General features: G+C 40.3%; 16 protein-coding genes and 1 pseudogene. 9 read left to right on the top strand and 8 right to left on the bottom strand.

Translation table 11 applies throughout. The features are described from left to right. Window positions 1-163 precede the first annotated feature (163 nt). Window positions 164-1027 carry a pyridoxal kinase PdxY gene (gene pdxY / locus DPV92_RS01090; RefSeq protein WP_111353274.1) on the top strand — a complete coding sequence of 288 codons (864 nt, stop codon included), beginning with the start codon at window positions 164-166 and terminating at the stop codon, window positions 1025-1027. Between the two features lie 91 nt (window positions 1028-1118). Here the strand turns inward: pdxY and DPV92_RS01085 are convergent, their stop codons facing one another. The 3 genes from DPV92_RS01085 to DPV92_RS01075 all read right to left on the bottom strand — a co-directional run bounded on the left by DPV92_RS01085 (window position 1119) and on the right by DPV92_RS01075 (window position 3794). After that, on the bottom strand, window positions 1119-1724 hold the full coding sequence (locus DPV92_RS01085; RefSeq protein ID WP_111353273.1) for a TIGR04211 family SH3 domain-containing protein: 606 nt from the start codon (window positions 1722-1724) through the stop codon (window positions 1119-1121). Between the two features lie 113 nt (window positions 1725-1837). Continuing rightward, window positions 1838-3103, bottom strand: a complete 1266-nt coding sequence (locus tag DPV92_RS01080) for an inorganic phosphate transporter (protein WP_111353272.1) — start codon at window positions 3101-3103, stop codon at window positions 1838-1840. A 10-nt stretch (window positions 3104-3113) separates the two neighbouring features. Continuing rightward, window positions 3114-3794 (bottom strand): TIGR00153 family protein, encoded by a 681-nt coding sequence (locus tag DPV92_RS01075; RefSeq protein WP_111353271.1) that lies wholly within the window; start codon window positions 3792-3794, stop codon window positions 3114-3116. Between the two features lie 527 nt (window positions 3795-4321). Here DPV92_RS01075 and DPV92_RS01070 point away from each other — a divergent pair. The 4 genes and pseudogenes from DPV92_RS01070 to DPV92_RS01055 all read left to right on the top strand — a co-directional run. Further along, on the top strand, window positions 4322-10252 hold the full coding sequence (locus DPV92_RS01070) for an ESPR-type extended signal peptide-containing protein (protein WP_111353270.1): 5931 nt from the start codon (window positions 4322-4324) through the stop codon (window positions 10250-10252). A gap of 154 nt (window positions 10253-10406) precedes the next feature. Further along, on the top strand, window positions 10407-10781 hold the full coding sequence (locus DPV92_RS01065; RefSeq protein ID WP_111353269.1) for a transposase: 375 nt from the start codon (window positions 10407-10409) through the stop codon (window positions 10779-10781). A 41-nt stretch (window positions 10782-10822) separates the two neighbouring features. Further along, a complete protein-coding gene (locus tag DPV92_RS01060) occupies window positions 10823-11056 on the top strand; it encodes an IS3 family transposase (protein WP_111353570.1) in 234 nt (77 codons plus the stop codon). Next, window positions 11044-11574 (top strand): annotated as a pseudogene (locus tag DPV92_RS01055) (IS3 family transposase); the annotation flags it as partial. The gene DPV92_RS01060 and the pseudogene DPV92_RS01055, both read left to right, overlap by 13 nt. A gap of 58 nt (window positions 11575-11632) precedes the next feature. Here the strand turns inward: DPV92_RS01055 and DPV92_RS01050 are convergent. From DPV92_RS01050 to efp, 5 genes are all read right to left on the bottom strand, one after another. After that, window positions 11633-12391, bottom strand: a complete 759-nt coding sequence (locus DPV92_RS01050; RefSeq protein WP_111353267.1) for an iron ABC transporter ATP-binding protein — start codon at window positions 12389-12391, stop codon at window positions 11633-11635. Further along, on the bottom strand, window positions 12388-13329 hold the full coding sequence (locus DPV92_RS01045) for an iron chelate uptake ABC transporter family permease subunit (protein ID WP_111353266.1): 942 nt from the start codon (window positions 13327-13329) through the stop codon (window positions 12388-12390). The genes DPV92_RS01050 and DPV92_RS01045 overlap by 4 nt, the downstream gene beginning before the upstream one ends. Then, window positions 13329-14276 (bottom strand): ABC transporter permease, encoded by a 948-nt coding sequence (locus DPV92_RS01040; protein WP_111353265.1) that lies wholly within the window; start codon window positions 14274-14276, stop codon window positions 13329-13331. The genes DPV92_RS01045 and DPV92_RS01040 overlap by 1 nt, the downstream gene beginning before the upstream one ends. Continuing rightward, window positions 14276-15184 (bottom strand): siderophore ABC transporter substrate-binding protein, encoded by a 909-nt coding sequence (locus tag DPV92_RS01035; protein ID WP_111353264.1) that lies wholly within the window; start codon window positions 15182-15184, stop codon window positions 14276-14278. The genes DPV92_RS01040 and DPV92_RS01035 overlap by 1 nt, the downstream gene beginning before the upstream one ends. A 186-nt stretch (window positions 15185-15370) precedes the next feature. Beyond that, window positions 15371-15937, bottom strand: coding sequence for an elongation factor P (gene efp, locus DPV92_RS01030; protein ID WP_005705817.1), 567 nt, complete (start codon window positions 15935-15937; stop codon window positions 15371-15373). 147 nt (window positions 15938-16084) lie between these two features. Here efp and DPV92_RS01025 point away from each other — a divergent pair, with 147 nt between their 5' ends. Genes DPV92_RS01025 through DPV92_RS01010 form a run of 4 tightly spaced genes read left to right on the top strand, consistent with a single transcriptional unit; the run spans window position 16085 to window position 19549 of the window. Further along, a complete protein-coding gene (locus tag DPV92_RS01025; protein ID WP_111353263.1) occupies window positions 16085-16687 on the top strand; it encodes a flagellar basal body-associated FliL family protein in 603 nt (200 codons plus the stop codon). 59 nt (window positions 16688-16746) lie between these two features. Then, the gene (gene epmB / locus DPV92_RS01020; protein ID WP_111353262.1) at window positions 16747-17754 is read left to right on the top strand and encodes an EF-P beta-lysylation protein EpmB; all 1008 of its coding nucleotides are present in this window, start codon (window positions 16747-16749) and stop codon (window positions 17752-17754) included. A gap of 18 nt (window positions 17755-17772) precedes the next feature. Beyond that, on the top strand, window positions 17773-19236 hold the full coding sequence (locus tag DPV92_RS01015; RefSeq protein ID WP_111353261.1) for a replicative DNA helicase: 1464 nt from the start codon (window positions 17773-17775) through the stop codon (window positions 19234-19236). Window positions 19237-19252: 16 nt separating this feature from the next. Then, window positions 19253-19549: a YcgL domain-containing protein gene (locus tag DPV92_RS01010; RefSeq protein WP_225791944.1), complete on the top strand. Its 297-nt coding sequence runs from the start codon at window positions 19253-19255 to the stop codon at window positions 19547-19549. Window positions 19550-19553 lie beyond the last annotated feature (4 nt).

Raw genomic sequence — 19553 nt, 5'->3', positions numbered from 1 at the left:
AATTAAACTAACTTTTGCTTCTAAAGCAGTCGATTTCTCTTATTTTTTGCAATATAGCAAAGAAATCCGACCACCTTTCATTTTGAAAGCAGATGAAATTTTGCTCCAAGCGTGCTATTGTCCTAGATCTATGCAAACAATATCGTTCTTAAAGGAGAAAATAATGAAAAACGTATTGTCTATTCAATCGCACGTTGTGTATGGTTATGCAGGCAATAAAGCCGCGGTGTTTCCGATGCAGTTGCTTGGGGTGGATGTTTGGGCGTTGAACACGGTGCAATTTTCCAACCACACTCAATATGGTAAATGGAAAGGAATGGTTATTCCTAAAGAACAAATTGGCGAAATTACGCAAGGGATTGATGAGATTGATGCACTGCACGAATGCGATGCGATTTTATCGGGCTATATTGGTGCAGCAGAGCAGGGCGCTGAAATCTTAAAAGCGGTTGAGAAAATTAAAGTGAAAAACCCGAATGCGGTGTATTTTTGCGATCCTGTGATGGGGCATCCTGACAAAGGTTGCATTGTTGCCCCAGGTGTGGCGGAATTTTTGCGTGATGAAGCGATGGCAAAAGCCGATTTAATTGCCCCAAACTTGGTTGAATTGCGAGAGCTTACAGGCTTAGCTGTTGAGAATTTTGCACAAGCAGTTGACGCAACGAAAGCGATTTTAGCGAAAGGACCTAAACGCGTATTGGTGAAACATTTAAGTAAAGTTGGGCAAGACCCTAACCAGTTTGAAATGTTACTCGCAACTGAAGCAGGGGTTTGGCATATCCGCCGACCATTGCACGAATTTGTTGGTCGTGATCCTGTAGGCGTAGGCGATTTAACAAGCGGTCTATTTTTAGCAAATTTGCTCAATGGTAAATCAGATTTAGAGGCCTTTGAGCATACGGCAAATGCGGTAAATGATGTAATGAGTGTTACACAACAAAGCGGAAAATATGAGTTACAAATTATTGCGGCAAGAGAGTGGATTGTGAGTCCGAAAAGCCAGTATAAAGCTGTGAAAATAGCGTAATGCTCTAAATTATAAAGCGGTAAATTGCTTTCGTAGTCTTAATTTACAAACTTTTGAAAGTAATTTACCGTTTGAATTATAAAAGAGATTTTTATGCCCACCCTCCACGCTTACGACGCGGTGCAAGATATGGCAATATTAAACCTAAAATTAAGCCTACTACTAAAACAGAGCCACCATAAATAAAATATTGAATGGCGATAGAGCGTTTCTCGCTATCTTGCATGGTTTCTAAACTACGATTTTTATTTTTTAGAATTTCCATTTCACGTTTAAGTTGTGCATTTTCAGCAAGTAAATCACTTGTCTGCTTTTGTGATTCGTTGCTACGGCGTTGTATTTCAACCGTGCGTTGTTGCCAGTCGCTATCAATTTTAGCCAGTCTGCCGTTTAAATCTTGAACTTGTTGTTGTAGTTGAGGGATTAACTCTTTCGGGCTTGCGGTTTGTGAAATTTCAGAAGCAAGTACCCAGCCTTCACGATTACGGCTGTCACGAATTAACACAAAGCGTTCCTTGCGATCTAGCACCGTGATTTTCTCTCCTGCTTGAATACTGCCTGAAATTTTGAATTGATCTCCAGCACCTTTACGCATATAAGTACTGAGGTTTTCGGTGATGTAATCTGAAGAAAAGGCAGGAAGCGAGCAGCCTAGTAGTAGTGAAGAGAGAAGTACTTTGTGTAATCTTTTTGACATAGAAAATCCTTATAGAAATTTTTATTTCTAAGCTATTTCTGTTCGACTTCCATTTTCGGAAATGGTTTAGAAATAAAATTAAAAGGGCGAAATTGAATTCCACCCCAATAAAATTAATGGAAAATTGCGTGCAAGAGGTAGTAAATAATAATTGACAGTACCGCACCCGCTGGCAAGGTAACAAACCACGACGCAACGATATTACGGATAATACCTAAGTTGATTGCCGCAATACCACGAGCGAAGCCAACACCTAGAATTGCACCTACTAAGGTTTGTGTCGTTGAAATTGGTAACCCCGTACCAGATGCAAGAACTACGGTAACAGCACAAGCAAATTGAGCAGCGAAACCACGGCTTGGCGTAAGTTCAGTAATACCTGTTCCCACTGTTGCCATAACCGATTTCCCCATTACCGCTAAACCTATGCCCATACCAACAGCTCCGAGTGGTAATACCCAAGGTGCCATACCAACAGAGCTTTGAAGTTGTCCGCCACTTGCTACGATAGATTCAACTGCCGCTAATGGACCAATTGCGTTAGCTACATCGTTTGAACCGTGTGCGAAAGCCATTGCACAAGCGGTTAAAAGCATCAAAATACTAAATATTTTTTCAACGCCACCGAATCCGCTTTTATCTTTCACTTTATTCTCAAAAGCTTTGCTGCGGAAATAAACAGCACCGATTACACCCGCAATAAGCGATAAGCCCAGTGAAATACCAAAAGTTTGCCAGCTAGTTAAGTTAAGACCAACGTGTTTTAAACCTTTTGAGATCGTTACAATACAAAGAATAAAAATGGTAACAGCCATATAGAATGGGCCATATTTCTTCGCTTGTTTGAATGGTTCTGAGCGGTTAAAAATCAGTTTTTGTGAGTTCACAAAAATCACGAAAGCGATAATTCCAGCAAGAACAGGGGTAATGAACCAACTACCTACAATCCCGGTTAGTTGTCCCCATTGAATTGAGCTAGCGCCAACGGTAACTAAAGCAAAACCAATTACCGCACCAATAATAGTGTGTGTGCCTGAAACAGGCCAGCCCATTTTAGTTGCAACAATTAGCCAAACACCTGCCGCGCAAAGAGAAGACATCATCCCTAGAACTAAAATTTCTGGCGTATCCGTAAAAGCATCTGCTTGAATAATACCACTTTTAATGGTATCAGCTACTTCACCACCTGCAAGATAAGCCCCTGCAAGCTCGAAAATCATTGCGATAATAATGGCTTGTTTGATAGTGATTGTACCTGAACCTACTGAAGTTCCCATTGCATTTGATACATCATTTGCACCAATACCAAACGCCATTAAGAATCCTAAAACAGCTGTAACAATCACTAAAATTGAACCGTATTCTTGTAAAAGTTCCATCAACTGTCTCCTACGCTTTTGCAAGCATCAGCTCGATTCTCGAACCAATACGCTGAGCTTGATCTGCTAAGATGCTGATTCGCTCAATACATTTATATAAAAACATTACATCAATTGGGTTTAATTCTGCCTCTAAGCCGAAAAGTGTACGACGTAGTGCGATTTGAAGTTGATCAGTATCATCTTCGATTTTGTCTAGCTCTAAGATCATTTCGTTCACGAAACGACGCTCACGGCCACGGAAGCCAGTTTCAAGTAACTCATCCAGTTCGCCTAATACTTTACGTACTTGGCGACAAGAGTCGAGACTACGGAAGATAAATTGGCGGAATGCAGGCTGCATAATTTCTGGCACTTCTAAGTGACGGCCAATAACTCGAGTTGCGATATCTTTTGAGTAGTTTGCTAATTTATCCAGTTGAGTAACAATTTCTAATAGATCTGAGCGTTCAACAGGGAGGAATAATCCGCGAGGTAATTTCAAGCGAATTTCACGTTTGAGCAAATCGGCATCACGTTCTAATTCCACAATGTGGTTTCGAATGTCTTCTGCCGCATCCCAATCATGATTGAAAGAGGCTTCAAAGAAGGGTTCTAACTGCTCGCTGCATTCAGTTACTTTTACAGAGAGCTGTTTGAGAGGTTTGAGTGGCGATTGTGCGAATAAACCTAAAATGTTATTCATTGCCATAAAATTTCTCCATTAGAATGAATTTAAAATGATCTTGCTGTGAAAAGTAGACAAAATCGCCTATATTTTACTTAATTTTATTGGAAAGATCACGGGGTAATTGTGGTAGGGGGGTGTGCAAGCGGTTAAATTTTGCAAAAGTTTTGGTGAATTTAACCGCTAAATGATCTGCACCCCAAAATCTAGACACCTACTTTGAGATTCAAACCAAAATTGGTTCACATTGATTTCAAACGCGCGTAATTTGTATTAATACGGTTTATGTAAGTTAAAAAAAGCTCGTCAAATTTGGTGAGCTTTTTTGTTTTTATAAATAATTATTTTTCACAATATATTAGTGATATAGGATGCAAACGTTTACATATGTAAATGCATGTAAATATATGTAAATTGGGGAATAAATTGCTTGATCTATATTTTTTTGCCGTTAGTATACGTGGCGTATTTTTCAGATGTAGAGCGGTTTATGAATAGTAAATCGCTCTAATTTTTTATAATCTTTTAACTTTTAAATAGGAAAGACATCCATGAATCAAATTTTCCGTGTAATCTGGAATCACGCAACACAATCTTGGGTTGCCGTTTCTGAATTAACTAAAGCACATAAAAAACAAAGTCGTAACTCACTGAAAGCGGTATTAGGTGGGGCATTAGTATTATGTAGCATTAATACTGCAGAAGCAGGTGTTGCTATTGGTAGTACCTCTGATAATACACTAGATAAAGGCACTGCTTTAGCTAGTGACAGTGGCATTGCGATTGGTAAGAATTCTAATGCAAGTAAAGAAAATAACAATATTGCTATTGGTGATGATACTAATGCTAATGGAGCATATAACATTGTCATCGGTAAAAATGCCGTAGCAGGTTCTGATGGTAGAGGTAATGAGAAAAGGGTTGGTCAATCTGTAGCGATTGGTGGCGGAAATAAGGCATGGGAAGGGGCTAAAGCTTTTGGAGACCAATCTATTGCGTTAGGTGCTAATACATTAGCATACGGTAACTCGTCCATTGCTATTGGTAATGATGACGTCGATAGAGCAGTCGCTGCGACTACGACATATACTAACTCTGATGGAAATAAAGTAACAGGTACTGTTGGTGCTGCTTATACTAACCTTACAGGTAAAAACTTACATACTGATGGTGGACGTTATAAAGACACTAAATCTGGTGAAGCAGCTATTGCCATCGGTGTAAAAGCGCAAGCTGGAGATATTTCTGTGGCTCTTGGTACAGGTTCAAGTGCTGAAAAGGTGAACGCTATCGCTATTGGTTCTGGAGCGACAGCTACGTTTGATAACTCTGTAGCACTTGGTGGCGGATCACTAACGGATAAAGAAGGTACAAAACAAACTTCAACTACTGTTAATGGACATACATACAATTGGAGTGGTGGATCGACAACTAGCAAAGGTGACATAGTATCTTTCGGTAAAAAAGGTTATGAGCGTCAGTTAAAGAACGTAGCCGCTGGTGAAGTATCTGAAACTTCCACTGATGGTATCAACGGTTCCCAGTTATACGGCATTTTGAATAACATGACGATAGATCCAACATTCTTATATGCCGGTGATGATGCTGATAAAGGGGAAGTAACAGGCGCTGATGCGGATGCGAAAAAAGCGGATGCGGCAACAAAGAAAATTGTAAGCAGAAGCATGAAAGATGGCCGCTTGAACCTTTTGGGCGGTGCAACCGGTGAATTGTCAGACAATAACATCGGTGTAAATTATGACAACGAAAACACCATAAAATTTAAACTGGCAAAAGATTTGACTGGTTTAAATAGCACTACTGTTGGCGGCATTGTAACCAATGCAGCCGGCATCAATATGAACAATAAACCAATCACGAATTTAGCAGCGGGAACGAATCCAACTGATGCAGTTAATAAATCGCAGTTAGATAAAGTCGCAACGAATAATATTAAACTTGGCGGTGATTCAGGAACTACTGATGCTCAGCAGCTAGATAAAACTGGTGGTTTACAGTTTAATGTAAAAGGTACAAATGGCTTGACTACAACAGCCAGCGGTACGGATGTAACCGTTAAATTGGATGATACCACCAAAGATAAAATTGATAATGCGGCGGATAAGAATTTAAGCAATATTACCGATGCTGGTAAGAAACAAATCAAAGATCAGGTAACTTGGAAAGCGAAGGCTGATAATTCTGGTATCACCTTGGCTGAAGATACGGTAGATACGGATGATACCGCTGAAACCATTGGTGCAGACGGCATATTAACGCTAGATGCAGGTAAGAATCTACGTTTACAACGTAAAGGTAAGGTATTCACTTATGGATTAGAGTCTGATTTAACGGGTATCAACAGCATCACTGGTTTAGCTAGTACATTGCCAGTAACGAAAAATGATGCAGCGGCACCAACAACCAATCAAGCAGCACCAACCAAAGTAGATGGAACAAAAGCTGCGTCTGTAAATGATATTTTAAATGCCGGTTGGAATTTAAAAGAAAATGGTGCAGAAAAAGATTTCGTTAAAGCTTATGACACCGTGAACTTTGTGAATGGTACCGGCACAACTGCGAATGTAACAGTCACTGAAAACGGTGCCGTAAGTGCGGTTAAATTTGATGTGAAAAAGACAACCATTACTCCGGATGCTGATAAAGGTACGGTATCGGCAGCTGATGCAGGAGACAGCTTTGCAACAGCAAACGATGTTGCAAATGCGATTAATAGCGCATCCTGGAAAGTAACTGGCGCTGAAGATGGTGGTGAGTTTGCCGAAGGCAATACTACAACGGAAGAAGCTGTCAAAGCTGGCGATAAAGTCACATTTAAAGCAGGCGAAAACATCAAGTTAAAACAAGCTGGTAAGGACTTTACTTATTCTTTAAATCCTGTGTTAAGTAACATTACAAGTATTGGTGGTAATGGTACGACAATGACCTTTAAAGATGCTGGTGTAGATTTGGGCGGTAAAAAAATCACCAATATTGCTCCAGGCACAGATGGTAAAGATGCCGTGAATAAATCACAACTAGATACAGCAGTGCAAGAAGTGGCAGCGAAACCATTATCATTTTCTGGTGATAATAAAGAAGCTGGAAAATTTGACCGCACTTTGGGTACTGAGGTTAAAGTTGTTGGTGGTGAAACAGAGGAATCTAAATTATCCGATAACAACATTGGTGTGATTGGAAATAAAACTGATACTTTAACGGTTAAATTAGCGAAGTCGTTAAAAGGCTTGAGTAGTGTTGAAGTAAAAGATGATGCTGGTAATACCACGAATATTACTCCGAATGGGATCACTATTTCACAACCAGCAAAAGATGGTAAGAAACCTAACGATGTATCTTTGACAAAAGACGGTTTAAATAACGGTGGTCAAAACATCACTAATGTAGCGGGCAACTTGCCAGGTGCGAAAAAAGATACAACTGCACCTACTACATCCTCTGAAGCCCCGTCAGCAACAGACTTGCCGAATATTATAAATAATGCGGCAACTGTGGGAGATGTATTGAATGCAGGTTGGAACCTACAAAACAATGGTGAAGCTAAGGATTTTGTAAAACCATATGACACTGTAAACTTTATTGATGGCGAAAGTACTACAGCAGTAGTAACTACTACAGATAATAAAGTATCTACTGTGAAATACGATGTAAAACTTGGCGCAGGTCTTAAAAAAGATGATAAAGGTAATATCACTGTAGATGCAGGCAATATTACTAATGAAAATGGTGCGCCAAAAGTAGCAGATGCAGATAAAGATAAAGTAGCCACTGCAGGTAATGTAGCAGATGCTATTAATAACTCTTACTGGACAGCATCTGCGGAAAAAGATGGCAAAGTAATCGGTCAAGACGATAACATCAAACCTAGCGGTAAAGTTACCTTTGATGCTGGTAAAAACATTGAAATTGATCACAGCACGCCAAATAAATTTACCTTTAAAACAGTAGATAACCCAGAGTTTAAAACTCTTGATTTAAATGATGGTGCTGGAAATAAAGTTAACTTAGCTCCAACAGCAGATGGCCTAAAATTAGGTAAAGGTGATAAGAATGAGCCTGCTAATATTACGAATGTAACATCTGGCTTGAAACCATATGGAGATGCGAAGCCAGATGCTAAAGATTTGGTTAATTTAGATACTCCAAATGTATCTGATAACACAGCTGCTACAGTAGGTGATCTACGTAACATGGGTTGGGTGGTTGGCACACCTGAAAATGGTTATGTAGATACAGTGAAAAATGCTAATAAAGTAGATTTCAAGGCTGGGGCTGGAGTTTCTGTAACTGGTGAAACTAAAGACGGTGTTCGTGAAATTACTATCGCAGTTAAAGATGGCGAAGTTGTAAAAGACGGTGATCTTACTGCAATCGTCAATGGTGAAAGTACCCCAGTAACTAAAGTGGGAGATAAGTACTATAAAACCTCTGATATCGATCCTAAAACAGGTAAACCTGTCGATGATAAGGTATCAGCAGTAACACCAGATAAAGGCACTACACCAATTGCTAATGCTGGTGATGGCTATGTGACAGGTAATAAAGTTGCTACAGCGATTCAAAAATCTGGTTTTGTTGTTGGTAAGCAAACAGAGACATTATCTGATGCAGACTTTAAAAATGAAGATGAAAAAGTTAATCCTAATGATGAACTTCGTTTTGCAGACGGTAAAAATACAAAAGTTAAGTTGGCAACGAAAGACACTGTTGATAGGGAAGGTAATAAGGTTACGACCACAACAGTGAAATTTGATGTTGATACAGGCACTGTTACAAGTAATAAAGACGGTTCTGTTTCAGGTCCTGTTACGCCTGAAATGAAGAAAGCCTTAGATGATGCTAAAAAAGCATTAGCGGATGCAACTACGCCTGAAGCGAAGAAGGCTGCTCAAGATAAGGTTGATGCTGCACAGGCTAATATTGATAATGTTGGCAACCCAATTGCAACGGTTCAAAATATTGCAGATGCAATCAATAATTCAGGCTTTACTTTAACAACTTCAGAAAATGGTGGTAAGAAACTTTCTGGTAAAGATGAAATTATCAATCCAGGTAAGAAAGTTGATCTTGCAGCAGGCAAAAATATGACTGTGAAACAAGACCCTGAAGGTAAAGTCACTTATGCAACAGCGGATGAAGTAAACTTTAGTAGCGTTCAATTTGGTGATAATGGTCCGAAGATTAATGCTGCAGGTGATAACATCAATATTGGTGATAAAGACGGTAATCCAACAAAAATTACTGGTGTTAAAGCAGGTGATATTTCTCCAACAAGTACAGACGCGGTAAATGGTGCTCAAATTTATGCATTAAGTCGTGGTAATGTACCAAATGTGGAAAACATCACGGTAACAAACCCTGATGGTTCAAAAACGACTTATAAAGATATTGTTGTTGATGAGAATGGTACACCAATCTTAAAAACCTATAATGTACAAGGTCAGAAAGAAATTATCACTAACTCAGTTGTTGAGGCTGTTCATAATATGAATGAACAAGGTATCAAGTTCTTTCACTCTAATGATGGTGTAAATCGTCCTAAAGTGGAAACTGCAAATAGCTTTGACTCAAGTGCAAGTGGTAAATTTGCGACAGCAATTGGTAAAAGTTCTGTTGCCCATGGTGATAACGCTGTTGCAATGGGGAATGGCTCTAAAGTATTAGGTAATGACTCTATTGCAATCGGTACAGGCAATATTGTTGAGGCTAATAACTCAGGTGCCTTTGGTGACCCTAACGTAATTAAAGCTGATGCAACGGGAAGCTATGCATTTGGTAACAATAACGTGATTACGACAAAAAATACATTTGTATTAGGTAATGATGTTAATAATGCAGGCAACTCGACTTCGAGAGAAGGCACCGTTGAAAACTCTGTATATTTAGGTAATAAATCAACAGCAACAGCTGGAGATGGAAGCCGTACAGCAAGTTTATATAACATTAAACAAGATGGCACGAAAGGCACAAGTACTACAGCAGGTTCTGTAGGCACTGTAACTACAGCAACGGTAGGTAATATGACTTACGGTGGTTTCCAAGGAGCGAAAGCAAATGGTGTTGTTTCAGTTGGTGCAGCAGGAGACGAACGTCGTATCCAAAATGTAGCGGCGGGTGAAATTTCATCAACTTCTACCGATGCAATCAACGGCAGCCAGTTGTATAGCGTGGCTAAAGGTGTAGGTAATCGTATTAATAACTTACAAGGTCAGGTTAACAAATTAGGCAACCGTATGAATGCGGGCATGGCGACTTCTGCAGCTATGGCAAACTTGTTACAAGCGCATAAACCGGGTCAATCTGTGGCAACAGCAGGTGTAGGTCAACACAAAAACCAATCTGCGGTAGCAGTGGGTTACTCTCGTCTTTCTGATAACGGTAAATACGGTGTTCGTTTCTCAATGGGTGCTAATACTCAAGGTGAAGTGACAGGTGGTGCAGCAGTAGGATACTTCTGGTAATCTAACCGCGCTTTATAGTGAATAAATTAAAGGGCTAAGTTCTGTAAATAGGACTTAGCCCTTTTAGTTTAATATGAAAATAAGATAAAAAAAGACCGCACTTTTAAAGTGAACTGCACCCCAAAACCTGGGCACCTAATTTGAGGTGCAGATTATGTCCTACTCTTATCAATTTCGTTTGAAAATTATCAAACTCGTCACTGAACAGGATTATGGTATCCGTGAGGTGGCTAAACTTCATCAAATTTCCCATGCTCTCATCATTTATTGGCTAAACGCATTTCGGGAAGGAGGGCTTGATGGCGTAAAATCGCCTTATACAAACCTTCAAACCCCGAAAATAGTGAAGCCAAAGATGAAAAAGAAAGACATTGAAATTCCAGAAACCACAGACTTTTCACCTAAAGCGTTTAAAAAGTTACAACGAGAGCTCGCCTTGGCTCGAGCGGAGATTGCTTATCTAAAGGAGTTGGAGGCACTCGACCGTCAAAAACAGCCACAGAAAAAAGAAAAATTATTGAAAGATTGAAGCCAAACCACGCATTAAATGATTTACTTCGTGTAGCTAAAATGCCTCGCTCAAGCTTTTACTATAAAGAGATTAAGCGAAATTATCACGAGGAAAAAGAGACTATCTTATCGCTGTATAAAAAGAACAAAAACCGAGATGGTTATCGGCCTATGACGTTTAAATTACGCCAAATGGGTTTTCATTTGAATCATAAAACGGTGTTAAAGCTGATGAACGAGTTAGGTATTCATTCCATTAAAGACATGGAAAACGAGGAAAAAGATCGCATATAGCCCCGAATTTAGTGAATTGTGATTTTACAGCAATGGCACTCAATCAAAAATGGGGAACGGATGTAACGGAATTTCATGTTGGGCAAGAAAAGCTTTATTTTTCACCGTTGATGGACTTAGCTAACCGAGAAATTATTGCCTATAACTTTTCAACACGCCCCAAATTTTCATTGGTGAAAAAGATGTTAGCACAAGGGTTTAGTCGACTTAAACCGACAGAATGCCCGATTATTCATAGCGACCAAGGCGTATTGTATGGTTTGGCGGAATGGGGGAAAATGTTGGTGGGTAAAGCGGTGCAAAGTATGAGCCGCCGAGGAAATTGCTACGATAATGCGGTGATTGAAAGCTTTTTTGCGATACTAAAATCAGAGTGTTTTTACTCACGGAGTTATCATTCAATTGCTGAATTACAGGCTGAAATTGAAGAATATGTAGTGTATTACAACCAAAACCGAATTAAACTTGGTTTAAAAGGATTGAGCCCAGTAAAATACCGAGCTCAATATTTAAGTTAACTAACCTGTCCAACTTTTTGGGGGCAGATCAAAAATTGAGATAAGAAGGTTAAATGCATCAAATATGATGAACCACTAATCTTTTCCCTTGATGTTCCAACACTTCTGCATCTAAACCAAATACGCTTTTTAAATGCTCGGTTGTGATGATTTCTTCAGGCGTGCCTGTCATCACAATTTCTCCGTTTTTCATCGCCACAATTGTGTCAGCATAAGCCGCTGCCATATTGATGTCATGCACCACCATCACGGTGGTGAGAGCTAACTCATCGGTTAGTTTTCTCAACAATCGCATCAACTCACGGGCGTGAAACATATCCAGATTATTAAGTGGTTCGTCCAGCAGGACGTGATTGGTTTTCTGGCAGAATGTCATCGCAATCAACGCACGCTGGCGTTGCCCGCCAGAAAGTTCGTTTAGAAAACGATTTGCTAGAGGTTTAAGCTCAAAACGTACTAAGGCTTCATCAACGATCTCTTGATCAAGCGGTCGAATTTTGCCTTGATGATGCGGGTAGCGCCCAAACATCAACAAATCCTGCACGGTGATACGGCTGTGGATCACGTTATCTTGCGTAAGAATCGCCAAATTCTGGGCGATGGTGCGAGAATGAGTTGTAGCAATATCGTAACTGTCTAACAAAATTTGACCGCGTTGAATAGGATTCAAACGGGCGATGAGTGAAAGCAGGGTAGATTTCCCTGCACCATTTGCACCCACAAGAGCAGTAATGCCTCCGTTCGGAATGGTGAGGTTAATGTTTTTTAAAATCGGACTTTGCCCGATCTGATGGGAAAGATTTTTAACTTCGATCATTTTTGTTTTTTTAACATCAAATAGATAAACACAATGCCGCCTGTAAATTCTATTACGACACTTAACACGCCTTGTAGTTTGAAGAACTGTTCAAACACGGCTTGCCCTAATACCAGCGTGATGGCGGAGATAATAAACGTGAGCGGAATTCGGACAGAATGTTGCATGGTTGGACTAATGGCATTCACTATAGCACAAACTAACAATCCCAAGAAAAGGATTGGTCCCACCAAAGCCGTTGAAACGGAAACCAGTAAGGCACAGCAAATTAATAGTTGATGTGAAAAGCGGTTGTAGTTGATACCTAAGCCGATAGCCTTGTGTTTGCCGAGCATTAAGACATCAAGTTTGTGGCGTTGTGTCCAGATCCAGGTAGCCGTAATCACAGCAATTGCAATGCCAATCGTAAGAAGTGTTGGGTTAGCATTATTAAAGCTCGCAAATGAGGAGCTTTGTGCAACGGCAAATTCTTCAGGATCGATCATACGCTGCAATAAATTATTGACACTGCGGAAGAACACGCCAAATACGACACCGATGAGCAACATGCGTGCGATGTCGGCATGATCTCTGGTAAGTGTGCGGAATAGCAACAATGCTGCTGCGAGCATCAATAGCGTTTCAAAGGCAAATTTTCCGCTGATGTTTAATTGAGTAAATCCCACACCGCCAATTAAAAAGACAAGCAAGGTTTGAATCAGCAGATAGAGTGAGTCAAATCCTAAAATGCTTGGCGTCAAAATTGGGTTATTCGTTAAGGTTTGGAAAAGCAATGTTGAAACGCCGATTGTGTAAGCGATGGTAAGTAACAACAACAATTTTTTTCCACGAAATGGCAAAACAAAATCCCAATTGCCATTGCTGTTAAATAGCATAAAAAATAGGCCGCTTGCAAACAAAATCAGGCTTGAGATGAGCAAAATACGAGAGGACTTCATTATTTTTTCCCCTTAAAAAGTAGATAGAGGAAAAGCACCGTACCGACAATACCGAAAATAGTTGAAATCGGTACTTCAAACGGTTCATTTACCACGCGACCTAAAATATCACAGACTAAGATCAAATTCGCTCCAAGCAATACTACTGCTGGCAAGTTTTGACGAAGGCGATCGCCTGCTAGACGAGAAACGATATTCGGTACGACCAAACCAATAAACGGAATTTGCCCAACTGTAACAACAATCACCGCGGTAATCATTGCCACGATAATTAGAGCTATCCATGTCATTTGGTGGTAATTAATCCCAAGACTAGTACTGATATTCTGCCCAAGCCCTGCAATACTCAGTTGATCTGCAAGAATATAGATGATTACGGCTAAGCCCGCTGTAAGCCAAAGTAACTCATAGCGTCCTGCGAGTATGCCAGAAAAATCCCCCGCAAACCAGACAGAAAGAAGTTGCAAACTGTCGGTTTCGTAGGCAATAAAAGTCGTTACCGCTTCAATAATATTACCGAAAATAATCCCAACTAGTGGCAACATCAGTTTTTGATGAGGCGGAAGATTACGCATTAACAGCATAAAAATTGCCATGCCGATAAGAGCGGTTATAGAGGCAAAAGACATCTTAAACAGCAACGGAGTCGCAGGGAAAAGTAAAGTTGCGATCAAAATGCCAACTGCTGCACTTTGGCTTGCCCCAATCATGCTTGGTTCAATAAAACGGTTTTTAAGCACAATTTGCAATACCATCCCAGCCACACTTAATGTTGCCCCAACAAGGATGACTGCAATAGTACGAGGCAGGCGACTGATTAAGAGTAGTTGTAATTGTTCAGGCTGGCTGAAAATTTCGCCCCAATGAAAATCCGCTACCCCCACGGACATACTAAGGGGGCAGAGGATTAAAAGTAAGAAAAGATTAAAAAATGTGAGCTTCCGCATTATTTAGAGAACGCTTGTTTGATGTTGTTAAGGTCTAAACGCATTTGCTCTACGCTACCTGCAGCAAGATAAGCAGAGCTGCTGAGATAAATAATGTGCCCGTTTTTCCATGCTTTAGTTTGGTGCACTAATTCGTTATCTAACACTTCTTGGGCTGTTTTTCCTTCTTCACCGATTGCTGCGGTGCGGTCTAACACGAATAACCAATCTGGGTTTACTTTTTGTAAGTATTCAAATGAAATTGGTGTGCCGTGGTTTGCTCCTTTGGTGTTCACTTCAAATTTTGCTTCAGGAATATTAAGAGCAGAGTGAACCCAACCTAAGCGACCTACAGGACCAAATGCGGACATTTTGCCACCATTAACAAGTACAATTAAGCCATTTCCTTTACCTTTTACCGCTTCTTTGGTTTCAGCGATTAAGGTTTCAAGCTCCACTTTTAATTTTGCCGCTTCAGCTTCTTTATTGAATAATTTACCGTAGTTTTCGATGTTGTTTAAACCACCTTGCAAAGTGTTCACTTCTTTCGGTGTGGTTACATCAATAGTTGTTGCAATATTTTTTAACTCATCGACTTTTTTTGCTGCACGGCTACCTACAATAATTAAATCAGGTTTTAAGCTGTTTAATGCTTCGTAATTTGGCTCAAAAACAGTACCGATATTCACCGCTTTTTCTGTCGCTGGTTTTAAATATGGCAAGGTACGAGCCACATCAGGGCTACCTGCAACAGGTACGCCTAAATGTGCAAGCGTATCAATTGCTGCTGCTTCAAATACGGCAAGTTTGGTTGGTGTTTGAGTGAAAGTAACATCACCATGAGCGGTCGGAATGGTCACATCTTTTGCAAATGAAACTGAAGAGCATGATACCGCAAGGGCTAAAGTAAGGAGTGTTTTTTTGAACATAAGAAATTCCTATTAAAAACTAATCAATGGAACAGAAAATTTATTGAAAACAATTCTCAAAAGCGTGCCAATCTTACCTGAGAATAGTTGAAATAGGAAGATAATAAATGAAAAAACGGCAAGATTTTTGCAAAATTTGCAAGAAATCTTACCGCTTGAAAAGGGATTACTAAATAGTCGTATCAATTATTTTACACGTGAAACGTATTCGCCAGAGCGAGTATCTACGCGGATAACCTCACCGATTTGAACGAATAATGGCACACGAACAACCGCACCTGTGCTTAATGTTGCTGGTTTACCGCCAGTACCTGCTGTATCCCCTTTTAAGCCTGGATCTGTGTCAGTTACTTCTAATTCTACGAAGTTTGGCGGAGTTACAGAGATTGCAGAGCCGTTCCATAATGTGATAATACATTCAGCTTGGTCAACTAACCATTTGTCGTTATCGCCTAATGCTTTTGCATCTACAGAAATTTGCTCGAAAGTTTCTGGGTGCATAAAGTACCAGAAATCTTCATCTTTATAAGAGTATGTGTAGTTGTAATCAACAACGTCTGCAGCTTCAACAGTTGAACCTGATTTGAAGTTGATTTCTAATACTTTGCCTGAAATCAATTTACGGATTTTAGTACGTGTAAAGGCTTGACCTTTACCTGGTTTTACGAATTCATTTTCAACGATTACGCAAGGTTCGCCATCTTGGATAAATTTTAAACCTGGTTTGAAATCAGTAGTGCTATAGTTAGCCATGGTTTCCTCAATGTTTACAAAAAGTTAACAAAATTGAACAACCCGCTATTGGGTTTGTCAAAAAGACCCCATATAATACCGCAAATATTCAAAGATCTCTAAATTTTTTTACGGTATAATCCAAAATTATTTCAAAAAGGATGGAAAATGAAAAAACTTATTACTCTTTCAACAATTTTAGCGTTATCTGTGGTATCTGTTGTGGAAGCAAAAGGGATGCGTCCTGCTCGCTCTGTTTCTGGTCGCACGATTAGTGCACCTGTACAGCCAATGAAAATGAACTCACAACAAAAAACAAATACGCAGCAACAAACACAACGCGATGCGACTTTCGATAACACACGTGCTGCTCAAAGTGCTCAGACGCAGGCTCAAGCACAGCAAGCTGGTGGTAGCCGTTTAGCGAGTTTTGCAACAGGGGCAGCAGCAGGTTATGTGTTAAGTGAAATGCTTACGCCATCAGCGGCACAAGCGAATCAAACCACTCAGCAGGCTGCTCAGCCAACCGCGGGCACTACACAAGCGGTAGAAAAAACAGCAGATGTTGCAAACGCTCAAGTGACTCAATTTAAGAGCATTGGTGGTCAAATTGATCCATTCTTAATTGAGAAAACGGATGGTTACCGTCGCTACTGCATTGAAGGTGTGCAATATTTAATTCCAGCATTGGCAGGACAAACCGTACAGGCATCACCCGTCGTGATGGTTAAACCAAATGGCAGCCCACTTGAATGCCGTTTAGTTCCATAAAATCAAAAAACTCCGATATTAGGGCGTGTTAAGTACGCCCGTTTTACTTATTTATTGCTATGCAATCAATTTCAATTCATACCGTTCAAACCAAGCCGCAATGGCTAACAGATTTAGCCGAGGCTTTTAATGAGCCTGTTAAATTGCTGACTTTTCTTGAGCTCAATCCTGCAGATTTTGAACAAGCAATTTTAGCTCGCAAGCTGTTTCCATTACGAGTACCAAGAAGTTTTGCAGAACGAATGGAAAAGGGCAATCCGCAAGATCCACTGTTTTTGCAAGTGATGTCGGCAGAGCAAGAGTTTTTACAAGCGGAAGGGTTTACGAAAGATCCGCTTGAAGAGCAACATAGCCCTGCACCGAATATTTTGCATAAATACCATAACCGTTTGTTATTTATGCTCAAGAATAGTTGTGCGGTGAATTGTCGTTACTGCTTCCGTCGCCATTTTCCTTATCACGAAGTCAAAAGTAATAAGCAAATTTGGCAAGAGAGTTTGTCGTATATTGAACAACATTCTGAACTGGAAGAGATTATTTTGTCGGGCGGTGATCCTCTGATGGCAAAAGATGAAGAGCTTGATTGGTTGCTGACTCGATTAGAGGCAATTTCGCATCTTAAAACCTTGCGTATTCATAGCCGTTTTCACGTGGTGATTCCAAACCGCATAACCGAAACGCTTTGTCAGCGATTACAAGTATCTCGCTTAAATATTGTACTGGTTTCACACATCAATCACGCTAATGAGATTGATGATATTTTGGCTGAAAAACTGGCTGATTTAAAACGAATTGGCGTTACTTTGTTAAACCAATCGGTGTTGCTTAAAGGTATTAATGATAATGCGCAAATTTTAAAAGCCTTGAGCGATAAACTTTTTTCTGTTGGTGTTTTGCCTTATTATCTACATCTATTAGATAAGGTTGAAGGTGCAAGCCATTTCTGGATATCAGATGAGCAAGCCTTTGAAATTTATCAAGCATTGCAAAAAATCAGTTCGGGTTATTTAGTGCCGAAATTGGTGCGCGAAATCGCACGTGAGCCGAATAAAACCTTGATGGGATAATTAAAAAAGCAGGAAATTATGGCTGATTACAATCCACGTTCAAACGAGAAAAAACAAGATAAACAAGTAGAACAGATCAACATTGCCCCTCATTCGATTGAAGCGGAACAAGCAGTGCTCGGCGGGATTATGCTCAGTAACGATCAATGGGATAATGTGGTTGAACGTATTCAAGCAAGCGATTTTTACACCCACGCCCATCGTGTTATTTTTGAGCAAATGGAAGCCTTGGTGCGAGCCAATAGTCCCATTGATATTATCACTCTTGAACAAGCCTTGAAAGATAAGGGAGTAGCTCAAGATGTAGGTGGCTTTGCCTATTTAGCTGAGCTCTCGAAAAATACGCCAAGTGCAGCGAACATACTGGCATATGCGGATATTGTTCGCGATCGTTCCGATTTACGTAGTGTGATTAGTGCGAGTAACCAAATCGCAGAAATGGCATATCATACCAAAGGACGAGATTCAAAAGAGGTGCTGGATGAAGCCGAACGCATCGTGTTTGAAATTGCAGAAAAACGCAATAGTGCCAATGAAGGGCCGCAAAACATTGATGATGTATTGATGACTACGCTCTCAAAAATTGAGTTGCTCTCTAAAAATCGCCATAACGGTGGTTTGACAGGCATTACCACAGGCTTTATCGATCTCAACAAAAAAACTGCAGGGCTTCAGCCATCAGACTTAATTATTATCGCTGCTCGCCCATCAATGGGTAAAACCACCTTTGCGATGAATTTGTGTGAAAATGCGGCGTTATCAGATGTTGATGATCCTAATGATCTGGATGAAAACGGCCTGCCGAAGAAAAAACCTGCAAAACCTGTGCTGATTTTCAGCCTTGAGATGCCTCGCGATCAAATTATGATGCGTATGCTTGCCTCGCTTTCTCGTGTCGATCAGACTAAAATTCGTACAGGTCAGCTACACGATGATGAAGATTGGGCAAAACTTTCGACCACTATTTCAATTTTGCAAGATCGCAAAAATATCTTTATTGATGACAGTTCAGGCTTAACTCCAACTGAAGTTCGCTCTCGTGCAAGACGTGTCTATAAAGAGAATGGCGGTTTGAGCTTGATTATGGTGGATTACTTGCAGTTAATGCGTGCACCAGCGTTCTCTGATAACCGAACCCTTGAAATAGCCGAGATTTCTCGCTCACTCAAAGCATTAGCAAAAGAATTACAAGTGCCAGTGGTGGCGCTTTCTCAGCTCAACCGTAGCTTGGAACAACGTTCCGATAAACGCCCAGTGAACTCAGATTTACGTGAATCGGGCTCCATTGAGCAAGATGCGGATTTGATTATGTTTATCTACCGCGATGAGGTTTACAACGACAATTCCGATCTTAAAGGCATTGCCGAAATTATTATCGGTAAACAGCGTAATGGACCGATTGGTAAGGTGCGTTTAACCTTCCAAGGGCAATTCTCTCGCTTCGATAATTACACGGGCGGCGACTGGAATGAGGAAGATTAGGATGAGGGAGGATAAAATGAGCAGAGCGAATTTATGTGCGATTTATCGCAGTTCTCGTAAAGATGGAATGTTCCTCTATGTCGCAAAACGCGACCAATTTGATGCCGTGCCTGAGGTTTTGATGCAACAATTCGGCAAGCCACAATTTGTAATGCTATTTAATCTTGCAGGCGAAAAGCCTCTCAAGCGGGCGAAAAACGAAGACGTTTTACAAACCATTGAACAACAAGGTTTTTATCTACAAATGCCACCACCGCCAGAGAATTTATTGAAGGCATTTTTGGCGGAGAAACAAACAGAAAACTCAAATTAACACG

Origin of the sequence: Pseudohaemophilus paraphrohaemolyticus, assembly GCF_003253115.1 — a bacterium.
Taxonomy (GTDB): domain Bacteria; phylum Pseudomonadota; class Gammaproteobacteria; order Enterobacterales; family Pasteurellaceae; genus Haemophilus_A; species Haemophilus_A paraphrohaemolyticus_A.
This window is presented reverse-complemented; position numbering and strand designations above follow the sequence as displayed.